Here is a 12,398-nt window from a genome sequence, read left to right as displayed (position 1 = left end):
CAGGACAGCGCCCTCCGGATGGCGGAGACTGCGGTGCATCTGCCACCCGGCTGCCGGTCGACCGCAGGAGGAGCGATGGAGGACCGTGTCGTCGACGTCCGAGGGCTCGAGAAGACGTTCGGGAGGTTCCGCGCGCTCGACGGGCTCGACCTGACGCTCGAGCGTGGCGAGGTGCGAGGCTTCCTCGGTCCGAACGGGGCGGGGAAGTCTACGACGATCCGCATCCTGCTCGGCATGGTCCGGCGCAGCGGGGGCCACGTCGAGCTCTTCGGCCGTGACCCGTGGCGCGACGCGGTGCCGCTGCACCGTCGCCTGACGTACGTGCCCGGCGACGTCGCGCTCTGGCCGGGACTGACCGGCGGCCAGTGCGTCGACGTCCTCGGCGCCTCGGGCGCCCCGCTCGACGAGGCGCGACGTGCGGAGCTCGTCGAGCGGTTCGACCTCGACCCGTCGAAGCGCGTGCGCGACTACTCGAAGGGCAACCGCCAGAAGGTCGCCCTCGTCGCCGCGTTCGCGGCCCGCGCCGACCTCCTCGTGCTCGACGAGCCGACGTCGGGCCTCGACCCGCTCATGGAGGAGGTCTTCCGCGAGTGCGTCGCCGAGCGTGCCGCCGACGGGGCGACGGTCCTGCTGTCGAGCCACATCCTCAGCGAGGTCGAGGCGCTGTGCCGCACGGTGACGATCATCCGGCACGGACGCACCGTGCGGGCCGGCACCGTCGCGGAGCTGCGCCGGCTCGCGCGGACCACCGTGCACGCCGTCACCCGGGGCGCGGCACCCGATCTCGCCGGCGTGGACGTCGCCGACCTCGTCGTCACCCCGGCCGGTGACGGCCTCGCCGGTGACGACGTCCGGTTCACGGTCGACCCCGACGTGCTCGACGCGGCGCTGCGCCCGCTCGTCGGGCACGGGCTGGCGTCGCTCACCGTGCGGCCCCCGAGCCTGGACGAGCTCTTCCTCAGCGAGTACGACGGGCAGAGCGCGTGAACCGCTCCGGCGTCACCACGATGCTGCGCCTGCAGCTGCGCACCGGCCGGGTGCCCCTCGTCGCGTGGGTCCTCGGCCTCCTCGCCACCTACGTCGCCACGGTCGCCGCGATCGACGCCACCTACGGCACGCCGGAACAGCTCGCGACGTACGGCGCGACCGTCGGGGCCGACCCGACGATGGCCGCGATCAACGGCACCCCGTACGGCGCCGACACGCTCGGCGGGGTCGTCGCGAACGAGTTCGGCTTCGTCGCCGCGATCGCCGTGCCGCTCTTGGGGCTGATGCTCGTCGCGCGCTCCACGCGCCGCGAGGAGGAGGTCGGTCGTCTCGAGCTCGTCCGGTCGCGCGCCGTCGGCGCCCGCGCGCCGTGGGCGGCAGCGCTCGTCGTCGCGGGCGCGGCCCTCGTCCTGGTCGGCGCCGGAGTGACGCTGACGCTCGTCGCCCACGACGTCGACCTGGCCGACGCCGCGCTCTACGGCGCGTCCCTGACGGGCCTCGGACTGGTCTTCGCGGGCGTGGCCACGCTCGCCGGCCAGCTCCTGCGCCGGTCCGCCGGCGTCCTCGGGGCGGGCATCGGCGTGCTCGGCGCCGCCTACGTGCTGCGCGCGGTGGGAGACGTCGAGGGGAACGGGTGGAAGTGGCTGTCGCCGCTCGCGTGGCAGCAGGAGACGCGCCCCTTCGCCGACTCGCGCGTGTGGCCGCTCGCGCTGGCCCTGGGCGTCGCGGTCGCGCTCGCGGGAGCGGGGCTCGCCCTCGTCGGACGGCGCGACCTGGGCAGCGCGGTCGTCGCGAGCCGGCCCGGTCCCGCTCGGGCGAGCGCGTCCGGTCGCGGCCAGCTCGGCATGTCCGTGCGCCTGCACGGCCCGAGCCTGGCCGCCTGGGCCGTCGGTGCCGCCGGTGTGGGCGCGGTCTTCGGCGCGTTCACCGACGACGTGGACGACGTGATCGCGGGCAACCCCGACCTGGAGGTGCTGCTCGGGGGGTCCGGCACCGACCCGACGTCCTGGTACGTCGCCTACTGCCTCGTCCTGACTCTCCTCATGGCGATGGGCGCCGGGGCACAGGTGGTCGGCCGAGCCCGGGGCGAGGAGACGGCGGGCCGGCTCGAGCCGCTGCTGGCCCGCGCGGTCCGGCGCGGCCGCTGGCTCGGCGCGCACGCGGCGTCGGCGCTCCTCGGGGCGGGGCTCGTCGCGCTCGCCGGCGGGCTCGGCCTCGCCCTGACCGCGTCAGGCGCGAGCGGCGACGCCGGGGGCACGATGACGGCGACCGTCACCTACCTCCCGGCGGTGCTCTCTGTCCCCGCTCTCGGTCTCGCGCTGGTCGGGATCGCGCCGCGGGCCACCGCCGCGCTCTGGGCGGCGCTCGCGTACGTCGCCGTCGTCGAGATGCTCGGCGAGACGCTCCGCCTGCCGGACTGGGCGCTGGACCTCTCGCCGCTGCACGCGATCGGCCGCCTGCCCACCGAGGCCGCGTCCGGTCGGGCGGTCGCCGTGGTCGCGGGCGTCGTGGTGCTGCTGCTGGTGATCGCCGTCGCGGGCTTCCGCCGTCGTGACGTCCCGCGCTGAACCGGTCAGGGCGCTGCGGGGACGAGGTCCCGCCACCGTACGGTCGGGTCCACGGCCTGCTCGATCACGAGCTCCGGCCGCGGCGTGCGCGTGAAGAGGCGGCGGACCGCGCCGACGTCGCGCGGCGAGTCGACGAGCAGCACGGCGCGGACCCGTCGCACGGCTCGTCCCGCTCGATGGGTCCCGTCGTCCGTCCGGTGGGTCGTCGTGCCGTCGCCCGGCTCGACGTAGACGGCGGCCCACGCCTCCCTGCCCGTCGCCCCGCCGGTCGGGTCTCCGCGCAGGACGACCTCGTCCGTCGGGGAAGGGTTCCCGAAGAGCGCCAGGTCGTGACCGAGCTGCTGCGAGAAGACGTAGGGCGGGTGCGGCGGCGCACCGTCGGGGTCCAGACCCAAGATCGCGCGAGCCGTGGGCTCCGGGTCGTGGAGCGCGGCGGACCAGTGACCGCCCGGCACCGGCCCGAGGACGGGGTGGTCGCGCGTCGCGCAGTCGCCGAGCGCCCACAGCCCCGGCACGTCGTGGACGGCGCCCGTCGCGTCGACGGGGACCGCGCCGCGCGCGTCCAGCGGGACGACGCCGTCGAGCCACGCCGTCGCGGGGCGCGCACCGACGGCGGCGAGGACGACGTCCGCCGCCACGTGCGCGCCGTCGGCGAGCCGGACGCCGTCGGGACCGACCTCGACGACCGGCAGCCCCGTCACGAGGCGCGCACCCGCGGGGGCGTACCAGCGCGCGAGGTGCGCACCAACGGTGGGACCGAGCTGGCGCTCGAGCGGCGTCGAGCCAGCCTCGACGACCGTCACGTCGGCGCCCGCCCCAGCGGCCACCCCGGCGATCTCGGCACCGATCCAGCCGGCGCCGACGACCGCCAGCCGCAGCCCGGGTGCGACGCGCTCGCGGAGCGCCGCCGCGTCGGCCGCGGTGTGCAGCACGCTGGCGGCCTCCCAGCCGAGCGGCCGGATCGGCGCGGCACCGACCGCGAGCACCACCGCGTCGGCGCGCACGACGTCGCCCGACCGGGTGGTGACCGCGAAGGCGGGATCGTCGCCGTCGGGCGCTGCCAGGCGGACCGCGGGGTCGGCGAGCCGCAGGTCGTCCACCAGGGCTCCGACGTCGATCCCCAGGTCGTCGCTCAACCAGGCGGGCGCGGGACGGGTCAGGAGCTCCTTGGACAACGGCGGCCGGTCGTACGGCGGCACGCCCTCGGCGCCGAGCAGGGTGAGCGCGCCGTCGAAACCCAGCGCCCGGAGCGCAGCGACCGTGCGGGCCCCGGCCAGCCCGGCACCGACCACGACGACGGACGACGGGACGGACGCCGCGGCACCCCGGGGCGCGGGCGACGTCGAGGGGGCAGGGCGCGCGGGGGACGGCATGAACGCCACGCTAGGCCACGGCGGTAGGCTTCCGGACGTGGAACGGGCACGAGCGTGAGCGACGTCACCGCGCGCGGCGCGGCGACCCACCGTCCCCGCGCGACCATCGTCCCGTCGTGGCACCACGTGCACGACGACGGGCAGCCGTCCGCCGACGGACCGTCGCCCGATCGGGGCCGGGACGAGGCGTCCACGGGGGCCACCGTTCCGGAGCCGCCCGCGAGCCTCGCGCCGTCGCGGCAGCCCGCGATGTGGCTCGTGCTCCTCGGAGTCGGTCTCGCCACCGCCGTCGCCCTGCTCGTCGACGCGCGGGTCGCGAGCCTGGTCCTTTCCGGCGTCCTCGCCGTCGCCGGGGTGTGCAGGGCGGTCATCCCCGGCCCGGGCCCCGTGGGCATCACGGTCCGGTCGCGCGGTCTCGACACGTTCTTCTTCCTCGCACCCGCGGTGGTCATCGCGTTCCTCGCGTTCGCCCCGGGCGTGAAGCCCTGACGGAGGCATGACCCCCGACGCACGCGGGGCCCGGTCCGTCGGAACGGACCGGGCCCCGCGTCGTCGTGCCGTGGGTCAGACCTTCGGCGCCTGCGGGTCGTCGTCGCCCTCGGCAGCGGGACGGTCGGTCCGCGGGGCCTCGACGACCTCGGAGGACTCGACCGGCTCGGGTGCGACTGCCGCAGGTGCGGCGGTCACCGGCTCGGAGGAGGTCGGGACGGTCGTCGCCGCGTCGTCGGCGGTGGCCGTCGCGGTGGCGCCGGTCGTCGCCGCGGCACCGGCCGTCGGTCCGGTGGAGACGGCGACGGGCTCCTCGACGTCGAGCTCCTCGGTCGTCACGAGCTGGTCCTCGCCGAGGAGGTCGTCCTGCGCCGGCGCGAACGCGAAGGCGCGGTAGAACAGGCCGGCGATCGCCGCGCCGAGGAGCGGGGCGACCCAGAAGAGCCAGAGCTGGCTCAGCGCCCAGTCGCCGCCGAACACGGCCGAGACGGTCGAGCGAGCAGGGTTGAGCGAGGCGTTGGTGAACGGCGCCGCGACGAGGAGGAGCGCCGCGAGGGCGAGCCCGATCGCGATCGGGGCGATCGTGCTGCGCGTGCGGTTGTCCGTGACGCCGAGGATGACGCCGACCAGCACGGCCGTCGCGACGACCTCCACGAGCAGGGCGGCCGCGAGGCCGACCGTCACCTCGACGCCGGCCGCCGCGAACGTGGACGTCAGCGGGGAGTGCGCGTCGAAGCCGTTGGCGGTCGTGCGGAACAGGGCCGCCGTCGTCGCCTCGTCGATCAGGGTGTTCTGCTGCAGCACGTCGAGCGACGACCGAGGGATCGTCGCGAGGAGCACGAGCCCGGCGAGCACGGCGCCGACGACCTGGGCGAGCCAGTAGGGGAGCACGTCGCGCCACGCGGTCCGGCCGCCGATCGCGGCGCCGAGCGTCACGGCCGGGTTGAAGTGCCCGCCCGAGACGTGACCGACCGCGGCGATCGCGGCGAGCAGCGCGACGCCGCCGGCGAACGCGACGGAGAGCACGAGGTTGCCGTTGAAGAACCGGGCCCACATCGCCACGCCGACGATCGCGAGGACGAGGAAGAACGTGCCGAAGACCTCGGCGCCGAGGCGCGCGAGGAGACCGGGCTGGACGACCGCGACGGACTCGGTCCGCTCGACGGTGACGTCCTCGACGACGGGTCCGCCCGTTGAGCCGGGAGCGGTGGTGTCCTGGGACATGATGTTCCTGTCTGTGTTCGGAGTCGGGATGACGGCACGATGCCGCGCAGATCCGGGCATCTGTGCGCATCCTGCCACCGTTACCCGGACATCGGGTGGAGATCGCCCATGAGAGGGCTGAGAGACGACCTGCGTCTCAGCCAGCGGGACGTTCCGTGCCGGGCCGCGGACGCGCTGTGGCCCTGCCGGTCCGGTCGCGCCGGTCTTCTCGTGCCGGGCGGTTGCGTCGTCGCGCAAAGTATCTTGACGTCGAGAAGTCGAGTACCCTGGACGGCGGTCAGCAAACGCCCTCGCGTGCGACGGACAACCGACCGACGGCCCGACAGGCCCGTCAGGTGGCCGTCCGGTCCGGGGGCACCAGTCCCCGACAGTTGGAGCGATCTGCGCATGGGCAAGATCAAGGTCGTCAACCCGGTCGTCGAGCTCGACGGCGACGAGATGACGCGCATCATCTGGCAGTTCATCAAGGACCGCCTCATCCACCCCTACCTCGACGTCGACCTCAAGTACTTCGACCTGTCGATCCAGAACCGCGACGCCACCGACGACCAGGTGACGATCGACGCGGCGAACGCGATCAAGCAGTACAACGTCGGCGTCAAGTGCGCGACCATCACGCCCGACGAGGCGCGCGTCGAGGAGTTCGGCCTCAAGAAGATGTGGGTCTCCCCGAACGGGACCATCCGCAACATCCTCGGCGGCGTCGTCTTCCGCGAGCCGATCATCATCTCCAACATCCCGCGCCTCGTGCCGGGCTGGAACAAGCCGATCATCATCGGCCGTCACGCCCACGGCGACCAGTACAAGTCGACGAACTTCAAGGTCCCGGGCCCCGGCAAGATCACGATGACGTTCGAGCCGGCCGACGGCTCCGAGCCGCAGAAGTTCGACGTCGTGACCATGCCCGAGGAGGGCGGCGTCGCGATGGGCATGTACAACTTCAACGAGTCGATCCGCGACTTCGCGCGCGCCTCGTTCGCGTACGGCCTCCAGCGCAACTACCCCGTGTACCTCTCCACGAAGAACACGATCCTCAAGGCCTACGACGGCCAGTTCAAGGACCTGTTCCAGGAGGTCTTCGACGCCGAGTTCGCCGAGCAGTTCGCCGCGGCCGGGCTCACCTACGAGCACCGCCTCATCGACGACATGGTCGCCTCGGCCATGAAGTGGGAGGGCGGCTACGTCTGGGCCTGCAAGAACTACGACGGCGACGTCCAGTCCGACACCGTCGCGCAGGGCTTCGGCTCGCTCGGCCTCATGACCTCCGTCCTCATGACCCCCGACGGCCAGACCGTCGAGGCCGAGGCCGCGCACGGCACGGTGACGCGTCACTACCGCCAGCACCAGCAGGGCAAGCCGACGTCGACCAACCCGATCGCGTCGATCTTCGCCTGGACCCGCGGCCTCATGCATCGCGGCAAGCTCGACGGCACCCCCGAGGTCACCGAGTTCGCGCAGACGCTCGAGGACGTCGTCGTCAAGACGGTCGAGTCCGGCCAGATGACGAAGGACCTCGCGCTCCTCGTCGGCCCGGACCAGGCGTGGCTCACCACCGAGGACTTCCTCGCCGCGCTCGACGAGAACCTCAAGGCGCGCCTGGGCTGACCCGCCCTGCACGCGTCTCGACGGCGACGCTCTCTTCCGGGGAGCGTCGCCGTTCGTCGTCCTGGTCGCCTTTCGCGGGGCCCTCCTTCTCTCCGGCCCCGCTCCCGGTCCCGTCACCTCGCCCGGACCACGGTGGGCCCCGGCCTCCCAGGTCGACCCGGCGCCGTCGACCGACGCCCCAGGGCGACGATGCGTGCGGCGACCTGCGCACGGGCGTTGTGGGAGAGTGAGCGCATGACTTCCCCCGTGAACGTGACGGTGACCGGCGCGGCCGGTCAGATCGGTTACGCGCTGCTGTTCCGCATCGCGTCGGGCCAGATGCTCGGCCCCGACACCCCCGTGCGCCTGCGTCTCCTGGAGATCCCGCAGGGGGTCAAGGCGGCCGAGGGCACCGCGATGGAGCTCGACGACTGCGCCTTCCCGCTGCTCGCCGGGATCGACATCTTCGACGACCCGACGGCGGCCTTCGAGGGCACGAACGTGGCGCTGCTCGTGGGTGCGCGCCCGCGCGGGCCGGGCATGGAGCGCGGCGACCTGCTCGAGGCGAACGGCGGGATCTTCAAGCCGCAGGGCCAGGCGATCAACGCAGGCGCGGCGGACGACGTGCGCGTGCTCGTCGTCGGGAACCCGGCGAACACCAACGCGCTCATCGCGGCGTCGAACGCGCCCGACGTGCCGAAGGACCGCTTCACCGCGATGACGCGGCTCGACCACAACCGCGCGCTGACGCAGGTCGCGAAGAAGGCGGGCGTGCCCGTCTCGGAGGTCCGCAAGGTCACCATCTGGGGCAACCACTCCGCGACGCAGTACCCGGACCTGTTCCACGCCGACGTCGCAGGGACGCCCGGTGGGGAGCTCGCCACGGACCAGGGCTGGCTCGAGCAGGAGTTCATCCCGACGGTCGCCAAGCGCGGTGCGGCGATCATCGACGCGCGCGGTGCGTCGTCGGCCGCGTCGGCGGCGAACGCGGCGATCGACCACGTCCACGACTGGGTGCTCGGCACGCCCGAGGGCGACTGGACGAGCGCCGGCGTGGTCTCGGACGGCTCGTACGGCGTCCCGACCGGTCTGATCTCGTCCTTCCCCGTGGTCTCGCGCGGCGGGGCGTGGGAGATCGTGCAGGGCCTGGAGATCTCCGACTTCTCGCGGGGTCGCATCGACGCGTCGGTCGCGGAGCTCGAGGAGGAGCGGCAGGCCGTCTCGGAGCTCGGGCTGGTCTGACACGCGGAGCGTCCCGCGACGCCGGGGGTCCACGCGGGGCCCCCGGCGTCGTAATTCCCTGCGCCGGTGTCGTACCCGCACCGTAGGGTCGACGGGCCATGATCGACGCACCCGCCCCCACCGGCCACCCGACGGACCCCGGCGAGAGCGCGACGCCGCCTCGCGAGACGCTCGACCCTGCCCGGGTGCTGGGCTGGCGGCGGCTGCGCGGGCCCCAGGCCGTCGTCGCGCTGGTCGCGCTCGCCCTGGGTGCGGTCGGGGCCGCTCTGGGCACCGTCGTGGCGGGGTGGATCGCCGAGGACCCGGCCACCGCGACGCTGCAGCTGCTCGCGGCGTGCATCGTCGGTGCCGCCCTGCTCGACACGGCCGGACAGGTCGTGTGGGCCGGCGTCGTCGACCGTGCGGAGGGGACGCTGCGGGGGGACCTGCTCACCGCGGCGCTGCACCAGCCGCTGGACACCCTCACCGAGCAGGCCGTGGGCGAGGTGCTGGACCGGGTCGACGACGACACGCACGCCGTCGGGACACTGGTGCGACGGCAGCTCTGGGGCGCCGGTCGCACGCTCGTCGGCGTGGTCCCCATGTGGGTCGTCGCCGGCCTGACGTGGTGGCCCGCCTGGCTCCTCTTCCCTCTGCTCGGGCTGCTCGCCTGGCTGCTCGTGCGGCCGATGCTGGGGGAGATCTCCCGCCGCAAGGTGATCGAGGAGGCCGCCTGGACGGACCAGGCCGCGGCGTTCGAGGAGGCCGTCGCCGCGCGCGACGACCTGCGGACCAGCCTGGGCCAGTCGTTCGCGGTCCGCCGGCTCGCCGGGCTCTCCGCCGCCGTGCACCGGACGTTCGAGGCCGTGCTGTCGGTCGAGTCGCGCATGGTCCGCCGCGCCGGACTCGTGCTGGCGTCGTTGCTGGCCGGGACCGCCGTGGCCGGCGCGGCGCTCGCCGTGGACGGCGACCTGGCCGTCGACCAGCTGGTCACCCTGTTCCTCGTCACGGCGATGTTCGTCGGGCAGACGGACAACCTCGTGCACCACCTCCCGGACATCCAGGAAGGTCTCGGGGCGCTCACGCGGATCCGGCAGATGCTCGCGGTCCCGCCGGAGCCGACGGGCGGACGCGACGTGCCCGAGGGGCCGGTCGGCATCGAGCTGCGCGACCTGCACTTCTCCTACGCCGAGGGCACGTTCGCGCTCGACGGCGTGAGCGTGCGTGTTCCGGCCGGGGAGACGGTCGCGCTGGTCGGCCGCACGGGGTCGGGCAAGTCGACGCTCGCGTCGCTCCTCTCCCGGGCCGTCGAGCCGCCGCGCGGCTCCGTGCTCGTCGGTGGCGCGGACGTCCGCGACCTCGACCTGCAGGCGCTGCGCGCCACGGTCGGCGTGGTCACCCAGCGCACCGAGATCCTCGCGGGCACGCTCGCGGAGAACATCGCGCTCTTCGCAGACGTGCCGCGCGACGACGTCGAGGCCGCGGTGCGCGAGCTCCGGCTCGACGACTGGGTCGCCGGTCTGCCCGACGGGCTCGACACGCTGCTCGGACCGGGCGGCACGTCGCTCTCCGCGGGGGAGGAGCAGCTCGTCGCCTTCGCCCGGCTCCTGGTGCGCGACGTGCAGGTGGTCGTGCTCGACGAGGCGACGGCGCGCATGGACCCGCTGACCGAGGCGCGGGTCGTCGCCGCGTCCGAGCGCCTGCTCGCCGCGCGCACGGGCGTCCTCGTCGCGCACCGGCTGTCCACGATCGAGCGGGCGGGGCTCGTCGTGGTGCTCGACCACGGCCGCGTCGTCCAGCAGGGCACGCGGGCCGCGCTCGCGCAGGTCCAGGGCCCGTACCGCACCCTGCTGGAGGCGAGCGTCGCCCAGACGGGGCCCGGTGAGCACCCCCTCGAGGGCGTGCCTGGCGAGCAGGTCGTGGCGGCCGACGCGTCGACGACGAGCGGTCCCGGGGCGGGTGGGGCGGCGGCGCCGTCGGAGTCCGTCGGCGGACGGCGACGTCGCGGAACACCCCCCGAGCTCCGCGATCCCGGGGACGGACCGAGCCTCGCGCGCGGCATCCTCCACGCCCTGTTCGTCCGGCCGGCGTGGGGCGTGGTCGGTGCGGTGCTGTTCCTCGTGGCGAGCCTCTTCTCGGCACAGGGCGCGATCACGGGATTCCTCTGGGGACGTGCGGTCCAGGGGCTCGACGACGGCTTCCCCGTCGCGCTGCTCGTGCCGTTCGCGGTCCTCCTCGTCGTCGCGCCGCTGTGCCTCGCGCGGGCCGTGTACGTCTACCCGCGCTGGTGGATCGAGGTGCTGCTCCGGGTACGCCTGGCCGTCATGTCCGGCCAGACGCGACAGCACCGGCTCCCGGCGTCCCCGCCGGGCGAGGTCGTCGCGCGCGCCATGGACGCCGACCGCTTCGCCCGGTACGCCGACCGGTGGGTGGATCTCGTCAACGGCCTCCTCATCGCGGGCGTCACCGCGCTCCTCAGCGGCTCGTGGCTCGCCGGCGCGGTCCTCCTGGCCGTGATGGTCGTGTCGGCGACGGCCTCGGCGCTCGGGCGGCCGATCGCCGGCCGGTCGGCGACGCGGTCGTCGGCCGCGCGCGCCCGGTTCGGGCGGGCGCTGGTCTCCGCGCTCGACTCGGCGCGCACCGTCAAGCTCGCCGCCCGCACGCCGCAGGTGCACGCCCACCTGCGCGACGTCGACGCGGGCCGGGTCCGTGCCGCAGTCTTCGAGCACCGGGTCCAGGCGGCGCTCGACGGCGTACCCCTGGTCATGATCCAGCTCGGTGTCGTCGCGGCGTGGGGAGGGCTCCTCACGGGGACGTGGGACCTCGCCACGGCTCTGCTGGTCGCCAACGCCGTCAACGGGTTCGGCTGGTTCGGCGTCGTCGCCGGCGCCGTCGTGACCGAGGCCCCGGGGACGCGCTCGTGGCAGCAGGTGACGAGCCGGTTCGCGGCGGGGGCCGACCTCATGGACCTGCCGCCGGGCGTCGACCTGCTCACCGGCGCCGCACCCTCGCCCGCGCCGGGCCCCCGGCAGGCGCTGGAGCGGCTCGACCTCGCCGGCATGACGGCCCTGCACGACGACGGCACGATCGGCGTCCAGGACGTCGACCTGTCGGTGCGCCGCGGTGAGCTCGTGCTGCTCCTCGGCCAGGTCGGGTCCGGCAAGTCGAGCCTGCTCTCCTCCCTCGCCGGGCTCATGGAGCACACCGGCGCGATCCGGTGGAACGGCACCGACGTCGTCGACGCCCAGACCTTCCTGCGTCCCGGCCAGGTCGCGCACGTCGCGCAGGTGCCGCGCGTGCTCTCGGGGACGTTCGCCGACAACGTCCGGCTCGGTCACGAGCGCGACGTGCACGGGCCTGTCGCCGCAGCACGCCTGGAGCAGGACGTCGTGGAGGCCGGCGGCCACGAGGCGCTCGTGGGGCACCGCGGCGTCCGGCTGTCGGGCGGGCAGGTGCAGCGCCTCGCGCTCGCACGTGCGCTCGCCACGGAGACCGAGCTCCTCCTCGCGGACGACGTCTCGAGCGCGCTCGACGCCGCGACGGAGATCGAGCTGTGGACGTCGCTGCGCGAGCGCGGCACCACGGTGATCGGTGCGACGTCCAAGCGGGCAGCGCTCGCGCGGGCGGACCGTGTCGTGGTGCTCGAGGACGGCGTGGTCGCCGACGTCGGACCGTGGAGCGACCTCGCGGCGCGGTGGGGGCACCTCGCGGGCTGACGCTCGTCTGCGTCGGGGCGTCGGGGCGTCGGGGCGCCGGGGCGTCGGGTCCGCGGAGGGTGGGGCGAGTCGTCGCGGGTCTACCATCCGCCGCTCGTCCCTCGCGGCTCCCGCCAGACCCGCCACGACCCGCGACGACTCGCCCCACCCTCCGCTCCAGGGCGGCCGCGGCTCTTCGCCAGACCCGCCACGACCCGCGACGACTCACCCCACCCTCCGCTCGTGCTGCGGTCGGT

The 12,398-nt window shown here is 74.6% G+C and carries 8 protein-coding genes; 6 read left to right on the top strand and 2 right to left on the bottom strand.

Annotated features, from left to right (window positions below; translation table 11 throughout):
* Nucleotides 1–75: 75 nt before the first annotated feature.
* A complete protein-coding gene (locus ACZCLJ_RS07450; RefSeq protein WP_251153107.1) occupies nt 76–987 on the top strand; it encodes an ABC transporter ATP-binding protein in 912 nt (303 codons plus the stop codon).
* A complete protein-coding gene (locus ACZCLJ_RS07445) occupies nt 984–2,555 on the top strand; it encodes an ABC transporter permease (protein ID WP_463105992.1) in 1,572 nt (523 codons plus the stop codon). The genes ACZCLJ_RS07450 and ACZCLJ_RS07445 overlap by 4 nt, the downstream gene beginning before the upstream one ends.
* 5 nt (nt 2,556–2,560) lie before the next feature.
* On the opposite strand, the gene ACZCLJ_RS07440 is transcribed toward ACZCLJ_RS07445, so the two are convergent.
* On the bottom strand, nt 2,561–3,928 hold the full coding sequence (locus tag ACZCLJ_RS07440) for an NAD(P)/FAD-dependent oxidoreductase (RefSeq protein ID WP_463105991.1): 1,368 nt from the start codon (nt 3,926–3,928) through the stop codon (nt 2,561–2,563).
* Nucleotides 3,929–3,982: 54 nt separating this feature from the next.
* On the opposite strand from ACZCLJ_RS07440, the gene ACZCLJ_RS07435 reads away from it, so the two are divergent.
* Nucleotides 3,983–4,417, top strand: coding sequence for a DUF3017 domain-containing protein (locus tag ACZCLJ_RS07435; protein ID WP_463105990.1), 435 nt, complete (start codon nt 3,983–3,985; stop codon nt 4,415–4,417).
* A gap of 75 nt (nt 4,418–4,492) precedes the next feature.
* Here the strand turns inward: ACZCLJ_RS07435 and ACZCLJ_RS07430 are convergent, their stop codons facing one another.
* The gene (locus tag ACZCLJ_RS07430; RefSeq protein ID WP_463105989.1) at nt 4,493–5,641 is read right to left on the bottom strand and encodes an aquaporin; all 1,149 of its coding nucleotides are present in this window, start codon (nt 5,639–5,641) and stop codon (nt 4,493–4,495) included.
* Between the two features lie 387 nt (nt 5,642–6,028).
* Here ACZCLJ_RS07430 and ACZCLJ_RS07425 point away from each other — a divergent pair, with 387 nt between their 5' ends.
* The 3 genes from ACZCLJ_RS07425 (at nt 6,029) to ACZCLJ_RS07415 (ending at nt 12,162) form a co-directional block, all read left to right on the top strand.
* Nucleotides 6,029–7,246, top strand: coding sequence for an NADP-dependent isocitrate dehydrogenase (locus ACZCLJ_RS07425; protein WP_251153114.1), 1,218 nt, complete (start codon nt 6,029–6,031; stop codon nt 7,244–7,246).
* Nucleotides 7,247–7,480: 234 nt separating this feature from the next.
* On the top strand, nt 7,481–8,467 hold the full coding sequence (locus ACZCLJ_RS07420) for a malate dehydrogenase (RefSeq protein ID WP_463105988.1): 987 nt from the start codon (nt 7,481–7,483) through the stop codon (nt 8,465–8,467).
* A gap of 98 nt (nt 8,468–8,565) precedes the next feature.
* Nucleotides 8,566–12,162, top strand: coding sequence for an ATP-binding cassette domain-containing protein (locus ACZCLJ_RS07415; RefSeq protein WP_463105987.1), 3,597 nt, complete (start codon nt 8,566–8,568; stop codon nt 12,160–12,162).
* Nucleotides 12,163–12,398 lie beyond the last annotated feature (236 nt).

The organism is Cellulosimicrobium sp. So1_17 (genome assembly GCF_055181235.1).
The sequence above is the reverse complement of the archived record's forward strand: the minus strand, read 5'-3'. Positions and strand labels throughout refer to the sequence as shown.

Coding starts and splice junctions, on each gene's coding strand:
- ACZCLJ_RS07450 (WP_251153107.1), top strand. CDS start 76: ATGGAGGACCGTGTCGTCGACGTCCGAGGGCTCGAGAAGACGTTCGGG.
- ACZCLJ_RS07440 (WP_463105991.1), bottom strand. CDS start 3,928: ATGCCGTCCCCCGCGCGCCCTGCCCCCTCGACGTCGCCCGCGCCCCGG.
- ACZCLJ_RS07430 (WP_463105989.1), bottom strand. CDS start 5,641: ATGTCCCAGGACACCACCGCTCCCGGCTCAACGGGCGGACCCGTCGTC.
- ACZCLJ_RS07425 (WP_251153114.1), top strand. CDS start 6,029: ATGGGCAAGATCAAGGTCGTCAACCCGGTCGTCGAGCTCGACGGCGAC.
- ACZCLJ_RS07420 (WP_463105988.1), top strand. CDS start 7,481: ATGACTTCCCCCGTGAACGTGACGGTGACCGGCGCGGCCGGTCAGATC.
- ACZCLJ_RS07415 (WP_463105987.1), top strand. CDS start 8,566: ATGATCGACGCACCCGCCCCCACCGGCCACCCGACGGACCCCGGCGAG.